Raw genomic sequence first — 16,981 nt, 5'->3', positions numbered from 1 at the left:
GATCCCGGCCTCCGACGTCTACCTCGACGCCGGCATCATCCAGGTCACGCCGGCCTCCACGAACGTGAAGTTCACCGAGCGCGGGATGTGGAACACGTTCCGCACCTGCGGCCGCGACGACCAGCAGGGCGCGGTGGCGGGCAACTACCTGGCCGAGCACTTCAAGGGCAAGAAGATCGCCTTCGTCCACGACAAGACGCCCTACGGCAAGGGCCTGGCCGACGAGACCCTGAAGGCCCTCAAGGCCAAGGGCGGCAAGGACGTGATGTTCGAGGGCATCAATCCGGGCGAGAAGGATTACTCCGCCCTCGTCTCCAAGCTGAAGTCCGCCAACGTCGACGTCGTCTATTTCGGCGGCTACTACACCGAGGCCGGGCTGATCCTGCGCCAGATGCGCGACCAGGGCCTGAAGGCGCCGATGATGGGCGGCGACGGCATGGTCGACCGCGAGCTCGTGGCGATCGCCGGTCCCGCCGCCGAGGGCACGCTGACCACCTTCCCGCCGGACGCCCGCAAGAACCCGAACGCCAAGGCGGCGCTCGCCGCGTTCAAGGCCAAGAACATCGATCCCGAGGGCTACACCCTCTACTCGTACGCGGCCGTGCAGGTCCTGGCGAAGGCGATGGCCGAGACGGGCTCCAGCGACGGCAAGAAGCTCGCCGAGTGGCTGCACCAGGGCAAGCCGGTGGACACGGTGGTCGGACCCATCGCCTACGACAAGAAGGGCGACATCACCCGGCCCGACTACGTCATGTACGAGTGGAAGAAGGGGCCGGACGGCAAGATCGACTACAGCGGCAATGAGCTGACGAAGTAAGCCGCGGCCACAGACCGGATTTCCGGCCCGACGCCGCCCCCCGATACCGCGGGGGCGGCGTCGTCGATTTCTATACCGTGGATTCGTCAGCCTTCCGGGCAGATCAGTCCTCCGCACCCCGTGCGTCCGCCTAAGAAGTGTGCATGATGCCGCCGGCGCGAGCGTGAGGCCGGCTCAGCGCTTGGGAGGAGGCCATGAGGACGGCGGGGACCGCACCTGCGGACGCGCGCAGGAGCTTGGCCGCAACTTGTCCGTACTCAGCCGCAGTCTTGCGCGGCGTTTCGACCCTTCTCCCGGCACCATCATTGCAATGGCGTCGCCCGAGCGGGCGGGCCCGCGTATCCCGCCGCCGGCCGACACCATTCGGCTCGATCCAGGAGTTCCGTACCGATGCAGTCTGATATCGCTCGCCGCGGCGTCGCCGCGGCGCTGGGCTTGACCCTCGCCCTCGCTCCGATGAGCCTCCGGGCGGAGGAGCTGACCGGCACCCTCAAGAAGGTGAAGGACGCCAACGCCATCGTCATCGGCTACCGCGACGCCTCCGTGCCGTTCTCGTATCTCGGCGCCGATCAGAAGCCGATCGGCTACGCGATGGACATCTGCTACAAGATCGCCGACGCCGTGAAGGCCAAGCTCAACCTCCCGAACCTCGAGGTGAAGCTCAACCCGGTCACCTCCGCCACCCGCATCCCGCTGATGGCGAACGGCACGATCGATCTCGAGTGCGGCTCGACCACCAACAACGCCGAGCGCGAGAAGCAGGTGTGGTTCACCAACTCGCACTTCCTGACCGCGACCCGCTACGTCTCGAAGAAGTCGGCCAACCTGCACACGATCGAGGACCTGAAGGGCAAGACCGTCGTGTCGACCTCGGGCACCACGAACATCAAGCAGATCAACGAGGCCAACACGGAGCGTAAGCTCGGCCTGACGATCCTGCCCGCCAAGGACCACGCCGAGGCGTTCCTGATGGTCGAGACCGGCCGCGCCGCCGCCTTCGTGATGGACGACGTGCTGCTCGCCTCGCTCGCCGCCTCGTCGAAGGACCCGTCGGCCTACGAGATCTCCACCGAGGCCCTGTCGAAGCCCGAGCCCTACGGCATCATGCTCCGCAAGGACGACACGGAGTTCAAGAAGGTCGCGGACGACGCCACCGCCAAGCTCTACACGAGCCCCGAGGGCAAGGCTCTCTACGACAAGTGGTTCACCAAGACGATCCCGCCGCGCAACATCAACCTCAACCTGCCGATGAGCGCGGAGATGAAGAAGCAGTTCACGACCCCGATCTCGAGCCCCGATCCGGCGGCCTACTGAGATCCGTTCGGTACGGTTTCATGCCATGATGCGCACCGCGGGCTCCGGCCCGCGGTGCGTCTCTGTAAGTTCACAGTAGAAGCGGCGCGATGAACTACAACTGGAACTGGCGGATCTTCTTCGACGCCTCGCCGGAGGGGAACGGCACGTATCTCGACATGCTGCTCTCGGGGCTCATGTGGACGATCACGACCGCGCTCTGCTCCTGGGTGATCGCGTTCTTCCTGGGCTCCCTGATCGGCGTGCTGCGCACCCTGCCGTCGAAGCCCGCGAACGCGATCGGCACGGCCTATGTGGAGCTGTTCCGCAACGTGCCGCTGCTGGTGCAGATGTTCCTCTGGTACTTCGTGCTCCCCGAAGTTGTGCCGACCCGGATCGGCGACGCGATCAAGCAATTGCCGGACGCGCCGTTCTACACGGCCGTGGTCTGCCTCGGCTTCTTCACCGCGTCCCGCGTCGCCGAGCAGGTCCGCGCCGGCATCCAGTCGCTGCCCCGGGGCCAGCGCATGGCCGGCACCGCCATGGGCTTCACGACCTACCAGACCTACCGCTACGTGCTGCTGCCGAACGCCTACCGGATCATCCTGCCGCCGATGACCTCGGAATTCCTCAACAATCTCAAGAACACGTCGGTGGCGCTGACCATCGGCCTGCTGGAGCTGACCGCCCGGGCCCGCTCGATGCAGGAATTCTCGTTCCAGGTGTTCGAGGCGTTCACGGCGGCGACGATCCTCTACGTGATCATCAACCTCGTGGTCGTCACGGCGGCGACCTTCCTGGAGAAGGCGGTCGCCATCCCCGGCCAGCGCTGAGGGCCGCCCGCTTCCGTTCCGCCACCCCGCCCGACGGCCACCGGTAACAGGCCCCGATGCTCTCGAACTTCGACTTCTCCGTCATCGTCTCGTCCCTGCCCTACCTGTTCGGTCAGGGCATGGTCTTCACCGTGACGCTCACCGCCATGGCGGCCGTGGGCGGCGTGATCATCGGCACGCTGCTGGCGATGGCGCGCCTGTCGGGCATTCCCGGCCTGTGGCACCTCGCCAAGGGCTACGTCGAGCTCTGCCGCTCGCTGCCGCTGGTGCTGGTGATCTTCTGGTTCTACTTCCTGGTGCCGTATATCGGCGCCTACCTGACCGGCTCCACGACGCCGATCCAGGTCGGCGCCTTCCCGTCGGCCCTGATCACCTTCATGGCCTTCGAGGCGGCCTACTTCTCGGAGATCATGCGCGCCGGCATCCAGTCGATCCCGAAGGGTCAGACGGCCGCCGCCCAGGCCCTCGGGATGAACTACTGGCAGACCATGGGCAACGTGATCCTGCCCCAGGCCTTCCGCAACATGCTGCCGCTGCTGCTGACGCAGACCATCATCCTGTTCCAGGACACGTCGCTGGTCTACGTGCTCTCGCTGACCGACTTCATGGGCGCCGCCTCGAAGGTCGCCCAGCGCGACGGCCGTCTCGTCGAGATGTATGTCTTCGCCGCGGTGGTCTATTTTGCGATCTGCTTCTCGGCCTCGTACCTCGTGCGCCGCCTGCAGCGCCGCGTGGCCATCATCCGCTGACCGACACTGGAGACCGTGTCATGACCTCGTCCCCGATGCCGGCCCCCACCGCCGCCGAACCCGTCGCCGATGCCAGCCACGCGCCGAAGGATGGCGGCCTGCAGCCGGGCAGCCTGATCTCCGGCGCGCCCGCGGCGGCCCCCGGCGAGACCATGATCGCCATCGACAACATCAGCAAATGGTACGGCGACTTCCAGGTGCTGACGAACTGCAGCACCCAGGTCGCCAAGGGCGAGGTCGTGGTCGTCTGCGGCCCCTCGGGCTCGGGCAAGTCGACCCTGATCAAGTGCGTCAACGCCCTGGAGCCGTTCCAGAAGGGCCAGATCACGGTGGCCGGCACGAAGGTCGCCGACAAGGCGACCAACCTGCCGAAGCTCCGCTCGCGGGTCGGCATGGTGTTCCAGCACTTCGAGCTGTTCCCGCACCTGTCGATCACCGACAACCTCACCATCGCCCAGCGCAAGGTGCTCGGCCGCGGCGCCGAGGACGCGAAGAAGCGCGGCCTCGACCTGCTCGCCCGCGTCGGCCTCGGCGCCCACGCGAACAAGTTCCCGGGGCAGCTCTCGGGCGGTCAGCAGCAGCGCGTCGCCATCGCCCGGGCGCTGGCCATGAACCCGGTGGTGATGCTGTTCGACGAGCCGACCTCGGCCCTCGACCCCGAGATGGTCGGCGAGGTGCTCGACGTGATGGTGGAGCTCGCCAAGGAAGGCATGACCATGATGGTCGTGACCCACGAGATGGGCTTCGCCCGCAAGGTCGCCGACCGGGTGATCTTCATGGATCGCGGCGAGATCGTCGAGGATGCCCGGAAGGACGAGTTTTTCGGCAGCCCGCGCTCCGAGCGCGCGCAGACCTTCCTGTCGAAGATCCTGCAGCACTGACGGCGGAGCGTCAGGCCAGCGCCTCCTGCGCGGCCCGGTATTCCCGGCCGTGCCGGCAGTAGCCCTCGACGATGCGGATCATCAGGGCGCGCTTCTCGGCGTCGAGGGGCGCGAGGATGCGGGCCGGGCGGCCGCCCCAGAGGTAGCCGGCCTCCAGGATCTGCCCGGGATCGGTGGTGGCTCCGGCCGCCAGCATGACGTCGTCGGCGATGAGGGTCCCCGACGCGATCGTCGCGCCGATGCCGATCAGCGCCCGCGCCCCGATCCGGCAATCGGCGATCCGGACATTGTGGGCGATGGTGGTATCGCGCCCGATCACCACCCCGTCGGCCCGGGTGCGGACGACCGTGTTGTCCTGGATGTTGGTGTCCGCGCCGACCACGATCGGTCCGACCTCCGCGTTCAGGTCGCAGCAGAACAGCACGCTCGCGCCGGCGCCGAGGCTGACCCGCCCGCGCAGGCGGGCGGTGCGCGCCACGAAGACGCTGTCCTCGATCTCCGGCGCGTCTCCCGGCGGAAGCGCGGGCCCGTCGCCCATCCGCTCGCGCACCCGCTCGGCACGCTCGGCGACCTCGTCGGATCCGATCGCGCGGCTGGGGCGGGCCGGGCTGCCCGCGTAGGCGAAGCCGCCGGGCAGCGTCGACCGCGGAAAGACGGTCGCGCCGGCCTCGATCACCGCGCCGTCGCCGATCTCGGCCCCGTCGAGGATCACCACGTCGTCCTCGACGACCACGTCGGAGCCGAGGGTGCAGGCGTGGACGACGCTGTTCCGCCCGACCGTGACCCGGTCGCCGACCCGCGTGCCGTGCGTCCGGGTGGCGATGTGCACCGTCGAGCGGTGGCCGAGCCAGAAGCGGTCGCCGAGGGTGACGGTCTGGCCGTCGGCGCGGATCACCGCCTCGTCGCCGATCCAGGCCTGCGCGCCGATCCGGGCCGCGCCGATCACCGTGCTGCCGCGGCCGCACCAGACGGGGCGACTGGCGAAGTCCGGCTGCACGCCGTCGTAGGGCAGGATCAGGTCGGGGGTCACGCGGGTATCCTTCTCCAGCGCCGTCCGGAGCGCGCGGGGACATCCGGACGATGGCGGGCCGCGCGCCGGGCCGGCAGGGCGCGACGGACCGTGTCATATAGAGGCGGGACCGGGTGTGACAGGGACGGGGCTGGTCGGCGAAGCCGCGGACTCCTATGGATCGGGCCATGAGCGCCCCCGTCCCGAGCGTCGGCATCCAGGCCGAGCCCTTCGACACCGCCGCCGAGATCGCCGGCCTGAGCGCCGCGCTGGGGGGCCGGGCGGGCGCCGTCGTGACCTTCACCGGCCTGTGCCGCGACGAGGGCGGGCGGCTGACAGCCCTGGAGCTGGAACACTACCCCGGCATGGCCGAGGCGGAGATCCGGCGGGTTGCCGACGAGGCGATGGCCCGCTGGCCGCTCCAGGCCCTCCGGGTGATCCACCGGCACGGCTTGGTCCGCCCGGGCGACGGCATCGTGCTGGTGGTCACCGCCGCCAGCCATCGGGTCGCGGCCTTCGAGGCCGCTGACTTCCTGATGGACTACCTCAAGACGCGCGCCCCGTTCTGGAAGCGGGAGCACCTCGCCGACGGCACGACCGGCGGCTGGGTCGACGCGACGGCCCAGGACGAGGTCGCGGCCGGCCGCTGGGGCTGAGGGCCGTGTCCCGGGCCGCGGCGGGCGCTACACGATCAGCGCGTTGAGCAGCACCGCGGCCGCGGCACCGGCGACCGCGATCCCGAGCAGGACCACGCTGCTGAGCTGATCGCCGGTATCGACGGTCTGGCCCGGGCCGAGGGAACGAACGTACGTGTCGCCGTGGTTGCTCATGGGGATCCTCCTGATCGGCCGGAGCCTGCGCTCCGGCTGCGTGCGCGGACAACGCGCGGGGAGCCGTCCGGTCCCAGGGGCGGCGCGCCGCCGCGGCGCTGGAGAGACGGTCGATCAGGATATTCCGCGGCGCCGAGCGAGCCGGAGGCGTCGACCACCGGCGCGGAACGGCCTTTTCGCGGCGCATCACCCCGGGCACCCGCGCGCCCGCACTTGACCCCCGAGGGCCCGCGGCGTTCGTGAGCCCGCGGTGCAGGAGTGACGATGTCGGACAGCAGGCTCGAGGATCTGGACGGCCCGGTCGGGCCCTGGCGCGGGGCGGCGCCGCTGGCGGCCTCCGGGATCGCCGTGGTGTGCTTCGTGGCGGCGCTGGCCCTGGCCTGGATGTCGGCCGGCACGCTGCTGCTGATCTTCGCCGGGGTCCTCCTCGGCGTGTTCCTCGACGGCCTGACCCGCGGGCTCGGCCGTGTCCTGCCCCTGCCGCGGGGCGTGCGGCTGTCCATCGCCAGCGTCGCGGTCGCGGTCGCGGTGATCGGCTTCGGGAGCTACGGCGGCGCCACCATCGTGCAGCAGGGCCGCGACCTCGGGACGACGATCAAGAATCAGGCCGGAACCGTCACGGGCTGGCTGTCCGAGCGCGGCATCGACGTGCCGAGCCTCGCGCCGCAGGGCGGGGGGAAGGACGGCTCGACGGATTCGGGCCAGCGCGAGGGGGGACTCGGCGGTCTCGCCAACGGACTCCTGAAGGGCAGCAGCTCGATCGTCTCGGATGCCGGCAGCGTCCTCGGTCCGGCCGCGGCCGTGATCCTCGGCCTGTTCGACGCCCTCGGCAACGTCCTGGTGATCGCCTTCCTGGGGCTCGCCTTCGCGGCCGACCCGAAGGCCTACCGCGACGGCGCGGTCCGGTTCGTGCCGCCGGCGAAGCGCTGGCGCGCCAGCCAGGTTCTCGACGGGGCCGGCGAGACCCTTCGCCACTGGCTGTTCGGCCAGCTGATCATCATGGCGGTGATCTTCCTGTGCACCTGGGCCGGCCTCGCCTTCCTGGGCATCGGCGGCGCGCTGATCCTGGGCCTGCAGGCGGGGCTGCTCGCCTTCGTGCCCACGGTCGGGCCGCTGGTGGCGGGCCTCGTCATCGTCCTGGCCGCCCTGGCCTCGGGCACGAAGGCGGTCATCGGCGCGATCGGCGTCTATCTCGCGGTCCAGTGCCTGGAGAGCTACGGTCTGACGCCGTTCATCCAGAAACGGGCGCTCGACATCCCGCCGGCCACGATCTTCGCCGGCCAGCTGATCCTCGGCGTGATCTTCGGGCTGTGGGGCATCGCCCTCGCCCTGCCGCTGATGGCAGTGATCAAGGTCCTGCTGGAGCAGCTCTACGTGGAGGACACGCTCCACGAGCAGCCGAGCAGCTGAGAGTCCCGAGCGCCCGCGCCGTCGACGGGCGCGGGCGGGCGGTCATCCGCGCAGCGCGGCCTCGATCATCCGGGCGACCGCCAGGGCCCGGCCGTCGTCGCCGAAGCGGCCGATCACCTGGACGCCCACCGGCAGGCGGTGGCCGGGCACCGGCACGTTCACGCAGGGCACGCCCATCAGCGTCCACAGCTGGTTGAAGCGCGGGTCACCGGTCGAGACCAGGGTGGCAGGCGCCGGGCCCGGTGCCGAGAAGGTCAGGATCGCGTCGTAATCGGCGAAGAGGCCCTTCAGCACCCGGCGGGCGTGATGGCCGTGGCGGCGCCCGTCGTCGTACTGGGCCGGGCTGATCGTCGCCCCGTCATCGAGGTGCGCGCGGGTGCGCGGCGGCAGCGCGTCGGCCTGCGTGTCGTACTCCCAGGCCAGCGCCAGCCGACCCTCGTAGTTCTGGATGAGGCGGTGGCGCTCCCAGGCCTGCGCCAGCTCCGCCGGCAGGGCGAGGTCGCTCACCCGCGCCCCGGACCGCTCGGCCGCCTCCCGGGCGCGGGTGAGCGCGGCCTCGGCCTCCGGCTCGGGGGCGCCGGCGAAGTCCTGCCGCACCACGGCGATGCGCGGCGCCGAGCCCCCCTCCGCCCGCTCGATCTCCGGCCGCCCGGTGACGAGCGCGAGGGCGTGGGCGACGTCCGCGACCCCGGCGGCGAACAGCCCGACCGTGTCGAGGGCCCACGAGTAGGTCTTCACGCCGACCGTGGGGATCAGCCGGAACGACGGCTTCACAGCCGCGCAGCCGCAGAAGCTCGCGGGCCGGATCACCGAGCCCGCCGTCTGCGTGCCCAGGGCCAGCGGCAGCATCCCGGCGCCGACGGCGGCGGCCGAGCCCGCCGAGGAGCCCCCCGGCGTGTGGCCGGGATCGTGCGGGTTGACCGTCTCGGTGGGATCGCTGCTCGCGAAGGCCGTCGTGGTGGTCTTGGCGAGGGCGACGGCCCCGAGCTGCTTCAGCCGGCTCACGACCGCGGCGTCGCCCCGGGGCATCCAGCCCGCGTAGATCGGCGAGCCCATCTGGCTCGGCAGGCCCGCGCTGTCGATGATGTCCTTCACGCCGACCGCGATGCCGGCGAGCGGCCCGGTCTCGGGGATCGCCGGAGCCGGATCGAGGGTGACCAGCGCGTGCAGGTCCGGCTCCCGCGCGGCGATCGCGGCGCGGCACAGGTCGATCGCGCCCGCGGGCGTCAGGGTGCCGGCTTCGATGCGGGCGCGGATGTCGAGAAGCGAGAGCATAATGCATTCAGTCCGGGGTCCGCGGCGCTGTCAACCGAGACGCCACAGCCCGCGGCATTCCCGAAACGCCGTTGACGAACGCTTTACGCGACCGTGCGCATCGTCCGGGTCATGTGGCGTGGCGTATCCCTGTTCTCGGCCCTGGCGCTGTTCGGTGCGGGCCTCACCGCGTGCTCGATCAACCATTTCGAGCGACGCGAACCGTGGCGCGACCAGGCGGAGCAGGTCTGCCTGGCCAAGAAGCTCGTCGAGCCCTCGGAGTACATCACGCCGATCGCGGCGATGGACGGCCCGGGCCCCTGCGGGATGCAGCAGCCCTTCCGGGTGACGCGGCTCGGCGGCGGTTCCGTGCTGCTGAAGCAGCGGATGACGCTGGGCTGCCCGGCGCTGGCCGAGGCCGAGGCGTGGCTCGCCGACACGATCCAGCCGGCCGCCAACCTCTACTTCGGCGTACCCGTGGCCGAGATCAACGCCGGCTCCTATTCCTGCCGCGGCCGCAACAACCAGCCCGGCGCCAAGCTCTCTGAGCACGGTTTCGGGAACGCGATCGACGTGATGTCGATCAAGCTCGCCGACGGCCACGTGATCACCGTCAAGGGCGGCTGGCGCGGCACGGAGGCCGAGCAGGGCTTCCTGCGCGAGATCTTCCTGGGCGCCTGCCAGCGCTTCACCACCGTGCTGGCGCCGGGCTCCAACGTGTTCCACTACGACCACATCCACGTCGACCTTGCCCGGCACGACCCGCGCGGTCTGCGGCGGATCTGCAAGCCGCTGATCAAGTTCACGCCGCAGCTCGGCACCGGCGCCGAGCGGCCGCTGAGCCGTCCGGTCCCGCCGCAACGCCAGCCCGCCGGCCCGCAGGCACCGGTGGACGTGGAGGAGGACGATCCCTACGGCGTGTCGCCGATGTCGAAGGCCGGGAGCGCGACCCAGGTCGCCCGGGCGCCGGCCCGGCCCCTCGACCGCCCGGCCGCGGCCTCGGCCTACACCGCGGCGCCGCCCGTGCGGCCGGCGCCGCGGGTCGCCGCCGCCCACGAGGAGCCCGCGCAGGACTACGACGAGCCGCTGCAGCTCGGCGCGCCGCCGAGCGCTGAGCCGATCTACTGAGAGACGGGCGCGGCTCCCCGGCTCCGCGCCGGGCGCCGGTCCGAAGGCCATCCGTCCGGATGCGCCCCCGGGAGGACGGAGCCGGATCCGGCCGAGCACCGGTCCCGCATCTGACCTCGACCGACGACTGTAGCGGCCGCGCCGCACAGGCCGTCAAAGCGCCGGCGCGGGGCTGCCGGAGCTTGACTGGCGGCGCGGCCAAGCCATCGTTCGCGGATGCAGGATCGCACATCCGTCGAGGCACGCGCCATGCGCCCGGTCTTTCACGGCTTCGCCCTCGGGCTGGCCCTTCTCGCCCTGGCCCAGCCGGCGCTCGCCCGCTCGGCCCGGGAGGACATCGAGCCCGCCGAGGAGCGGATCTTCCCGTTCGACGCGCAGATCCCGGGCTGCCAGGACCCGTCGGTGCTGGAGCGGGTCTCGACCAACTTCGCCGAGAAGGAGGCGAAGTTCTGGAACTCGTCGATGACGATCCTGTCCTTCGACACGATCGAGCGCACCGCGTGGCGGCCCTGGGGCCTCGACACCTATCCGCGCCGGTTCTGCACCGCGACCGTGACCACCTCCGACGGGGTCCGCCGCAAGGTCGACTACTCGGTGCGCGAGAGCCTCGGGATCATCGGGGCGACCTGGGGCGTCGAGTTCTGCATCCACGGGCTCGACCGGGACCTCTCCTACGCCTACGCCACCGCCTGCCGGATGGCGCGTCCCTGACCATGCGCGGGCGCGCCGCCGGCCTCGCGGGCCTGCTCCTCGCCGGGTCGGTCGCCGCCCCGGCCGTCGCCCAGGATTACGGCGGCTTCGCCCGCCGCGGCACGCCGGGCGATTTCGATTTCTACGTCCTCGCCCTGTCGTGGTCGCCGACCTACTGCGCGGGGCCGGGCGCCCGCCGGGACGACGTCCAGTGCGCCCCCGGGCGCGGCCTCGGCTTCGTCGTCCACGGCCTGTGGCCGCAATACGCGAGCGGCTACCCGCAGGACTGCTCGGCGGTGAACCGCGCGCCGACCCGGCAGGCCATGGAGGTCGCCGGGCAGGTCTACCCGAGCGAGGGTCTCGCCCGCTACGAGTGGCGCAAGCACGGCACCTGCTCGGGGCTCGATCCCGCCGCCTACTTCGCGGCCGCCCGGGCGGCGCGGCTCGCGGTGACGATCCCCGACGCGCTCAAGGGCGGTGCCCCGCCGCAGAGCCTCGCGCCGATCGAGATCGCCCGGCAGTTCGTGACGGCCAATCGCGGCCTGCGCCCCGACATGATGGCGGTCACCTGCACCCGCGGGCAGCTGCAGGAGGTCCGGATCTGCTTCGGCAAGGACCTGCGCGGCTTCACCCCCTGCCCCGAGGTCGCCCGCGGCAATTGCCGGGCGCCCGAGGTGAGTCTCGACGCCGCCCGCTGAGTTTTTTTCGGCCTTTCGCGCGCCGGACCCTGGACCCGGCGCCCGGGATCGGCTTGAGCGCGCTGCCATGAACTATCGGCACGCCTTCCACGCCGGCAACCACGCCGACGTCCTCAAGCACCTCGTCCTGGCGCGGGTGCTCGACCACCTGCGCCTCAAGGACAAGCCGTTCCGGGCGCTGGACGCCTTCGCGGGGCTCGGCGTCTACGATCTCGAGGCCGACGAGGCGGCCCGCACCGGCGAGTGGCGGGACGGCTGGGGCCGGATGGCGGCGCCCTTCGCGCCGGAGGTGGAGGCGCTGCTGGCGCCCTACCGCGCCGCGGTGGCGGCGGTGCGGGCGCGCCACGGTGACACCGCCTATCCGGGCTCGCCGGCCGTGATCCGCGAGGCGCTCCGCCCCGGCGACAAGGGCGTGTTCGTCGAGTTGCACCCGGCGGACGCCGCGACCCTGCAGGGCCGCTACGCCCGCGATGCCCGCACCAAGGTGATGAACCTCGACGGCTGGACCGCGATCAACGCGCAGATCCCGCCGCCGGAGCGGCGCGGCCTCGTGCTGATCGATCCCCCCTACGAGGTGCCCGGAGAGATCGAGCGCCTCGGCGCCCATCTCGCCCGCGCGGTGGCGAAGTGGCCGACCGGGCTGTTCCTGGCCTGGTACCCGATCAAGGACGCCGCGGTCCTGGACCGGATGGTCCGCGACCTCGGCGCCGCCCTGCCCCGCCCGGCCCTGCGCCTCGACCTGCTCATCGACCGGCCGGGCGATCCGACGCGGCTCACCGGCAGCGGCCTGATCGTGGTCAACCCGCCCTGGCGCCTCGCCGAGGAGGCGATGCTGTTCCTGCCGGCGCTCGCCGAACGCCTCGCCCGGCAGGACTTCGGAGGGTTTCGCTGCGATCCGATCGGCCCCGCCGACTGACTCGGTAGAATTGGCGAGCCCGGCGGAAGTCCTCCGGCCCTGCGCGGAAGGAAAGGGCCGGGGTTCCGATACAAATGTGGCGGCAAAGTCACATTTCCGCATCGAACGTGATCAGCGATACGGAACTGCCTAAAAATTATGCAACTGCTTCATGTTTGATTTTGTGTCAATCGCGTCGCGATGTCAGCTTGGCCGTGGACGAATCCGAACGAGCTGCGACACCATGCTGAAGCGATCCACCCTGGCCGGCCTGGCCACCGTGCTGCTGTCCTCGACCAGCATCCTCGCGGCCGATCTGGCTGCCCCGGCGCCGGTTCCCGTCGCGCCCCCTGCCGAGCCCTGCAAGGCCACGCTGCTCGGCCCGGCCTACAGCGGCGTGATCAAGGCCAATCCCAACCCGAGCTGCTTCTCGGCCGGCCCGCTGGGCGACCTCTACGTCGGCGGCGCCATCACCGGCTACGGCTACACCCAGTCGAACCCGTTCGCGTCGTTCTCGACCCCGGCGGCCCCCAACGACCGCGACCGCGCGGCCCGGTTCGACTTCTCGAACGTCCAGGGCATCATCCAGAAGCCCGAGGGCGCGTTCCAGTTCTACATCCAGGCCGGCGGCTACTCGATCCCGCAGCTCGGCTTCCCCACGCTCGGCACCTTCACCCAGACCGACCTGCTGTTCGGCCCGGTCCCGGTCGCCTACGGCAAGATCCAGATCAACGATGAGTGGTCGGTCCAGGGCGGCCGGATGTTCACGCTGATCGGCACCGAGCTGCTGTTCACCTACCAGAACCTGAACATCAACCGCGGCCTCCTGTTCGTGCAGGAGAACTTCATCAACCAGGGCGTGCAGGTCAACTACAGCAGCGGCCCGCTCTCGGTGTCGCTCGCCGGCACGGACGGCTTCTTCTCCAACGAGATCACGTGGTTCACCGGTAACGTTGCCTACAAGCTCGACGACTACAACACGATCGGCGTCAACGGCGGCCTGAACGTCGGCCGGACCAACGCCCTCGACCGCAGCCCGCGCTACCAGTTCGCGACGCCGAACCTCCAGCAGAACAGCGGCATCTTCAACATCAACTACACCTACGCGAACGGTCCGTGGATCATCTCGCCCTACTTCCAGTTCACCAACGTCGAGCGTGACCTGCGCGTCGGCATCGGCAACTCGGCCTCGACCTACGGCGGCGCGCTGCTGGCGGCCTACTCGTTCACCGACAACTTCGCCCTGGCCGGCCGCGTCGAGTACACCGAGCAGACGGGCGTCCGCGGCTCGGGCGGCACCAACCTGCTGGGCTTCGGCGCGGGCAGCAACGCCTTCTCGGTGACCGTCACGCCGACCTTCACCTTCGACCGCTACTTCTTCCGCGTGGAGTACGCCCACGTCGAACTCGGCGGGATCACGCGCGGCAACCTCGCGGAGGGCACGCTCGGCACCGGCTTCGGCCGCACCGGCAACCGCACCTCGCAGGACCGCTACATGGTCGAGACCGGCATCACCTTCTGATCGGACCGTCCGGTCCGGTTCAGGAAAACGGGTCGTCCCTCGAGCCCCCGGCCTCCGGTCCGGGGGCTTTCTCATGACCGCGCACCGCCGGTGCCGGCCCGACCCGATCCCGGGCGTCAGCCCCGCCGGAGCAGGCGCCGGCCCGGCCGGTGGCCCTCTTCGCCGGTGTCGCGGAAGCCGAGCTTCTCCAGCAGGCCCCAGGAGGCGACGTTGGCGGGGCGGCACTCCGCCACGACGAGGCGTGCCGGGAAGCGCGCGCCGAGAAGCCCGAGGATCGCCGAGACGGCCTCGTAGGCGTAGCCGCGCCCGCGGGCGGCGCCGCCGACCCAGTACCCGATCTCGATCGTGCCGGCGCCGCGCAGGTGCGTGCCGAAGACGCCGACGAGCGCGCGCCCGGCCGAATCGGGCGCGCCGTCCCGCGTCCAGGCGCCGAGGAAGCAGTCCCGGCCCCGCGCGCCGCTGCGAATCAGGTCCTCGGCATCCTGCAGGGTGAACGGCGTCGGCAGGAAATCCACCGCCGCGGTGATCGCCGGATCGTCGGTGAGCGCGCGGACGGCCGCCGCGTCCGCGGGCCGGAGGGCGGCGATCGTGAGACGCGCCGTCTCGATCGCCGGCAGGTCGGCCAGGGTGTCGCGCGCGCCGCGGATGGTAAACATGGTTTCGATGTGGGGTGCCGGCCGGTTACGAAAAGGGACGATCCCGCGCTCGAGAATCATCCCCGGCACCGCGCGAAAACCTTGCGCCTACCTTCGCTCCAGGGTCGCAGACAGCCTGAACGGGAACGGTTGCTTAACCTGAATCCGTCTTCATTGGCGCATCAGGTTGCGTCAGGCAAACGGGTGCGTCGATGCGGGTGCGCGGTACGGGTCAGATGTTGCGGACGCTGTCGCGCGTCGCGCTCATCGGCATCATCGGCGGTGCGGCTGCCGCCTGTTCCTCGGACGCGTCGCGTCTGACCAACCCGTTCTCGAACCCGTTCGACTCGGAACCCGCCGCCACCGGCAGCCTGCCGGATGGGAGCCTCAAATCCGTGCCGCCGGTCCGGACCGGCCGCATCCAGTCGGAGGCGCTCGGCGCGCCCGCCGCGGCGCGGCCGTCCGCCGCCGCGACGCCGGCCCAGACCAACGCCGCCGCCCCCGCGACCCGCGTCGCCTCGACCGGCAAGGTTGGCTGGAGCGCCGAGGGTGGCACGCAGATCACCGTGTCGCGCAACGACAGCCTGAACCAGATGTCGACCCGCTTCGGCGTACCCGCCTCGGCGATCCTGGCCGCCAACGGCCTGAGCAACGCGAACCAGATCACGCCCGGCCGCCAGATCGTGATCCCGGTCTACAACGCCTCCGGGCTGAACCCCGCCGCGTCCCCGATGACCGCCCGGCCGGCCCGGGCCGCCGAGGAGAAGCGCGAGGACGCCAAGCAGGTCGAGAACAAGATCGCGACCAAGCGCGAGGAGGCCAAGGAGGCCGCCAAGGAGGCCGCCCAGAAGCTCGCCGAGGCGAAGGCCGCCAAGGAAGCCGCGCAGAAGGCCGCCGCCGCCGAGAAGGAGGCGGAGCGCAAGGAGGCGCTCGCCCGCGACGCCGCCGCCCGCAAGGTCGCCGACGCCAAGTCCCGCAAGGACGTCGCCCTGAAGGAGGGCGAGAAGCCGAAGCACGTGCGTCCCGGACAGGTCGCCAAGGCGGACGAGAAGAAGGCCGACGAGAAGAAGGCGGATCCGAAGGCCGAGGCCAAGGCCAAGGCCGAAGCGAAGGCTCAGGAGGCCAAGGCGGAGGCGAAGGCCGCCGCGAAGGCGGAGGCCGCCCAGAAGCTCGCCGAGGCGAAGGCCGCCAAGGAGGCCGCCCAGAAGGCCGCCGCCGCCGAGAAGGTCGAGAAGGTCGCCGCCAAGGAGGCGCCGAAGGCGGCCCCGGTCGCGGCCGCCGCGCCGGCCAAGCCGGAGCCCGCCGCCACCGGCTCGGTGGCCGAGGCGACGGAGAACTTCCGCTGGCCCGCCAAGGGCCGGGTGATCTCCGGCTACGGCACCTCCGGCAACGAGGGCATCAACATCGCCGTCCCCGAGGGCACCCCGGTCAAGGCCGCCGAGGAGGGCACGGTCGCCTACGCCGGGTCCGACGTGAAGGGCTACGGCAAGCTGGTCCTCGTGCGCCACGCCAACGGCTACGTCTCGGCCTACGCCCACAACGGCGAGATCGACGTGAAGCCCGGCGACAAGGTCAAGCGCGGCCAGACCATCGCGAAGTCGGGTGCCTCCGGCAACGTGACCTCGCCGCAGCTGCACTTCGAGATCCGCAAGGGCGGCGCGCCCGTGGACCCGATGTCCCAGCTCGCCAGCAACTGAGACGGACCGCGCGGGGCCGAGGCCGGCCCGCGCGGCACCGAACGAGACGGCAAGACGCGGCGGCGGTCCCGGACGGGGCCGCCGTTTCGCGTCGTCGTCCGCCGTCCGGCCGCCCCGGCTCGCGACCCGCGCCGGCTGTCCTAAGCCTTCGGTGCCTGCAGCGTCCCGTCGGGGCTGTGACGGTCGACGGTCTCGGGCAGGGCCTGCGCCAGGGTCGGGAACAGCTGGTCCATCGGGACGCCGAGCTTCTCCGCCATCTGGCGCACCTGCTCGTTGTCGAGGACCTTGCGCAGGTCCTCGGCCGTGATCGGCTCGTTCGGGCCGCGGCCGAGCCAGGAATTGACCTGGCTCTCGTAGCCGGAGCGCCGGAGCTGATCGAGCAGCGCGTTCAGTCCTCCGGGCAGCACCTGCTGGATCACGCCCGGCAATGCCTTCAGCGCGATCTGCCCCAGCGAGCCGCCGAGGGTGTTGAGCAGACTCATGTGGACCCCCGTCGAATGGTCAGTGGCGGGAGTCTAGAGAAATCTTCGCGAAGCGGGAGAGGCCTGTGGTCCGCGACGCGCCGGTGTGAACCGCAATTTAGTCGACAGCGATCGGCCTATGGTCCGGAATGCCGGCCGGGACATCGGTCCGCGGTCGG

Annotated in this window: 17 protein-coding genes and 1 pseudogene; 13 read left to right on the top strand and 5 right to left on the bottom strand. The window is 71.0% G+C overall.

The annotated features are described in order from the left end of the window. The 5 genes from ACTJK8_RS03090 to ACTJK8_RS03070 all read left to right on the top strand — a co-directional run. On the top strand, positions 1-817 hold an 817-nt coding region (locus tag ACTJK8_RS03090), incomplete at its 5' end, for a branched-chain amino acid ABC transporter substrate-binding protein (RefSeq protein ID WP_440761502.1). A gap of 390 nt (positions 818-1,207) precedes the next feature. Next, positions 1,208-2,131 (top strand): amino acid ABC transporter substrate-binding protein, encoded by a 924-nt coding sequence (locus tag ACTJK8_RS03085; RefSeq protein WP_012319223.1) that lies wholly within the window; start codon positions 1,208-1,210, stop codon positions 2,129-2,131. A gap of 89 nt (positions 2,132-2,220) precedes the next feature. Further along, on the top strand, positions 2,221-2,943 hold the full coding sequence (locus ACTJK8_RS03080) for an amino acid ABC transporter permease (protein WP_012319224.1): 723 nt from the start codon (positions 2,221-2,223) through the stop codon (positions 2,941-2,943). 56 nt (positions 2,944-2,999) lie between these two features. Beyond that, positions 3,000-3,692 (top strand): amino acid ABC transporter permease, encoded by a 693-nt coding sequence (locus ACTJK8_RS03075; RefSeq protein WP_012319225.1) that lies wholly within the window; start codon positions 3,000-3,002, stop codon positions 3,690-3,692. A gap of 152 nt (positions 3,693-3,844) precedes the next feature. Next, positions 3,845-4,573 (top strand): amino acid ABC transporter ATP-binding protein, encoded by a 729-nt coding sequence (locus ACTJK8_RS03070; protein WP_024830078.1) that lies wholly within the window; start codon positions 3,845-3,847, stop codon positions 4,571-4,573. A 10-nt stretch (positions 4,574-4,583) separates the two neighbouring features. Here ACTJK8_RS03070 and ACTJK8_RS03065 read toward each other — a convergent pair whose 3' ends face one another. Further along, entirely contained in the window at positions 4,584-5,603 is a 1,020-nt protein-coding gene (locus ACTJK8_RS03065) for a gamma carbonic anhydrase family protein (protein ID WP_053620789.1), read from the bottom strand. Between the two features lie 167 nt (positions 5,604-5,770). Here ACTJK8_RS03065 and ACTJK8_RS03060 point away from each other — a divergent pair, with 167 nt between their 5' ends. Continuing rightward, the gene (locus ACTJK8_RS03060; RefSeq protein WP_024830076.1) at positions 5,771-6,238 is read left to right on the top strand and encodes a molybdenum cofactor biosynthesis protein MoaE; all 468 of its coding nucleotides are present in this window, start codon (positions 5,771-5,773) and stop codon (positions 6,236-6,238) included. Positions 6,239-6,265: 27 nt separating this feature from the next. Here the strand turns inward: ACTJK8_RS03060 and ACTJK8_RS03055 are convergent, their stop codons facing one another. Beyond that, positions 6,266-6,412: a hypothetical protein gene (locus ACTJK8_RS03055; protein ID WP_012319229.1), complete on the bottom strand. Its 147-nt coding sequence runs from the start codon at positions 6,410-6,412 to the stop codon at positions 6,266-6,268. Between the two features lie 264 nt (positions 6,413-6,676). Here ACTJK8_RS03055 and ACTJK8_RS03050 point away from each other — a divergent pair, with 264 nt between their 5' ends. Further along, positions 6,677-7,822 (top strand): AI-2E family transporter, encoded by a 1,146-nt coding sequence (locus tag ACTJK8_RS03050; RefSeq protein WP_440761501.1) that lies wholly within the window; start codon positions 6,677-6,679, stop codon positions 7,820-7,822. A 42-nt stretch (positions 7,823-7,864) separates the two neighbouring features. On the opposite strand, the gene ACTJK8_RS03045 is transcribed toward ACTJK8_RS03050, so the two are convergent. Then, positions 7,865-9,097, bottom strand: coding sequence for an amidase (locus ACTJK8_RS03045; protein WP_440761500.1), 1,233 nt, complete (start codon positions 9,095-9,097; stop codon positions 7,865-7,867). A 111-nt stretch (positions 9,098-9,208) separates the two neighbouring features. On the opposite strand from ACTJK8_RS03045, the gene ACTJK8_RS03040 reads away from it, so the two are divergent. The 5 genes from ACTJK8_RS03040 to ACTJK8_RS03020 all read left to right on the top strand — a co-directional run bounded on the left by ACTJK8_RS03040 (position 9,209) and on the right by ACTJK8_RS03020 (position 14,009). After that, positions 9,209-10,204: an extensin-like domain-containing protein gene (locus tag ACTJK8_RS03040; RefSeq protein ID WP_012319232.1), complete on the top strand. Its 996-nt coding sequence runs from the start codon at positions 9,209-9,211 to the stop codon at positions 10,202-10,204. 249 nt (positions 10,205-10,453) lie between these two features. After that, positions 10,454-10,915, top strand: a complete 462-nt coding sequence (locus ACTJK8_RS03035) for a hypothetical protein (protein ID WP_012319233.1) — start codon at positions 10,454-10,456, stop codon at positions 10,913-10,915. Positions 10,916-10,917: 2 nt separating this feature from the next. Next, positions 10,918-11,592 (top strand): ribonuclease T2 family protein, encoded by a 675-nt coding sequence (locus ACTJK8_RS03030; RefSeq protein WP_440761499.1) that lies wholly within the window; start codon positions 10,918-10,920, stop codon positions 11,590-11,592. A gap of 67 nt (positions 11,593-11,659) precedes the next feature. After that, positions 11,660-12,508, top strand: a complete 849-nt coding sequence (locus tag ACTJK8_RS03025; RefSeq protein WP_024830072.1) for a 23S rRNA (adenine(2030)-N(6))-methyltransferase RlmJ — start codon at positions 11,660-11,662, stop codon at positions 12,506-12,508. 223 nt (positions 12,509-12,731) lie between these two features. Next, positions 12,732-14,009, top strand: coding sequence for a porin (locus ACTJK8_RS03020; protein WP_012319236.1), 1,278 nt, complete (start codon positions 12,732-12,734; stop codon positions 14,007-14,009). Between the two features lie 116 nt (positions 14,010-14,125). On the opposite strand, the gene ACTJK8_RS03015 is transcribed toward ACTJK8_RS03020, so the two are convergent. Continuing rightward, entirely contained in the window at positions 14,126-14,665 is a 540-nt protein-coding gene (locus ACTJK8_RS03015; protein ID WP_440761498.1) for a GNAT family N-acetyltransferase, read from the bottom strand. 191 nt (positions 14,666-14,856) lie between these two features. Here ACTJK8_RS03015 and ACTJK8_RS03010 point away from each other — a divergent pair, with 191 nt between their 5' ends. Then, positions 14,857-16,341 carry a peptidoglycan DD-metalloendopeptidase family protein gene (locus ACTJK8_RS03010; protein WP_058606960.1) on the top strand — a complete coding sequence of 495 codons (1,485 nt, stop codon included), beginning with the start codon at positions 14,857-14,859 and terminating at the stop codon, positions 16,339-16,341. A 140-nt stretch (positions 16,342-16,481) separates the two neighbouring features. Here the strand turns inward: ACTJK8_RS03010 and ACTJK8_RS03005 are convergent. Further along, positions 16,482-16,835: pseudogene (locus tag ACTJK8_RS03005) on the bottom strand (YidB family protein); the annotation flags it as partial. Between the last annotated feature and the right edge of the window lie 146 nt (positions 16,836-16,981).

The organism is Methylobacterium sp. 22177, from assembly GCF_052045615.1.
GTDB classification, from domain to species: domain Bacteria; phylum Pseudomonadota; class Alphaproteobacteria; order Rhizobiales; family Beijerinckiaceae; genus Methylobacterium; species Methylobacterium radiotolerans.
Note: the sequence above shows the minus strand (reverse complement) of the source record. Positions and strands in the feature narration are given on the sequence as shown.

What these genes read in the sequence shown, in the direction of transcription:
- ACTJK8_RS03020 (WP_012319236.1), top strand. Translation starts at nt 12,732, where the DNA reads ATGCTGAAGCGATCCACCCTGGCCGGCCTGGCCACCGTGCTGCTGTCC.
- ACTJK8_RS03085 (WP_012319223.1), top strand. Translation starts at nt 1,208, where the DNA reads ATGCAGTCTGATATCGCTCGCCGCGGCGTCGCCGCGGCGCTGGGCTTG.
- ACTJK8_RS03030 (WP_440761499.1), top strand. Translation starts at nt 10,918, where the DNA reads ATGCGCGGGCGCGCCGCCGGCCTCGCGGGCCTGCTCCTCGCCGGGTCG.
- ACTJK8_RS03070 (WP_024830078.1), top strand. Translation starts at nt 3,845, where the DNA reads ATGATCGCCATCGACAACATCAGCAAATGGTACGGCGACTTCCAGGTG.
- ACTJK8_RS03040 (WP_012319232.1), top strand. Translation starts at nt 9,209, where the DNA reads ATGTGGCGTGGCGTATCCCTGTTCTCGGCCCTGGCGCTGTTCGGTGCG.
- ACTJK8_RS03055 (WP_012319229.1), bottom strand. Translation starts at nt 6,412, where the DNA reads ATGAGCAACCACGGCGACACGTACGTTCGTTCCCTCGGCCCGGGCCAG.
- ACTJK8_RS03035 (WP_012319233.1), top strand. Translation starts at nt 10,454, where the DNA reads ATGCGCCCGGTCTTTCACGGCTTCGCCCTCGGGCTGGCCCTTCTCGCC.
- ACTJK8_RS03025 (WP_024830072.1), top strand. Translation starts at nt 11,660, where the DNA reads ATGAACTATCGGCACGCCTTCCACGCCGGCAACCACGCCGACGTCCTC.
- ACTJK8_RS03080 (WP_012319224.1), top strand. Translation starts at nt 2,221, where the DNA reads ATGAACTACAACTGGAACTGGCGGATCTTCTTCGACGCCTCGCCGGAG.
- ACTJK8_RS03060 (WP_024830076.1), top strand. Translation starts at nt 5,771, where the DNA reads ATGAGCGCCCCCGTCCCGAGCGTCGGCATCCAGGCCGAGCCCTTCGAC.
- ACTJK8_RS03075 (WP_012319225.1), top strand. Translation starts at nt 3,000, where the DNA reads ATGCTCTCGAACTTCGACTTCTCCGTCATCGTCTCGTCCCTGCCCTAC.
- ACTJK8_RS03050 (WP_440761501.1), top strand. Translation starts at nt 6,677, where the DNA reads ATGTCGGACAGCAGGCTCGAGGATCTGGACGGCCCGGTCGGGCCCTGG.
- ACTJK8_RS03045 (WP_440761500.1), bottom strand. Translation starts at nt 9,097, where the DNA reads ATGCTCTCGCTTCTCGACATCCGCGCCCGCATCGAAGCCGGCACCCTG.
- ACTJK8_RS03010 (WP_058606960.1), top strand. Translation starts at nt 14,857, where the DNA reads ATGCGGGTGCGCGGTACGGGTCAGATGTTGCGGACGCTGTCGCGCGTC.
- ACTJK8_RS03015 (WP_440761498.1), bottom strand. Translation starts at nt 14,665, where the DNA reads ATGTTTACCATCCGCGGCGCGCGCGACACCCTGGCCGACCTGCCGGCG.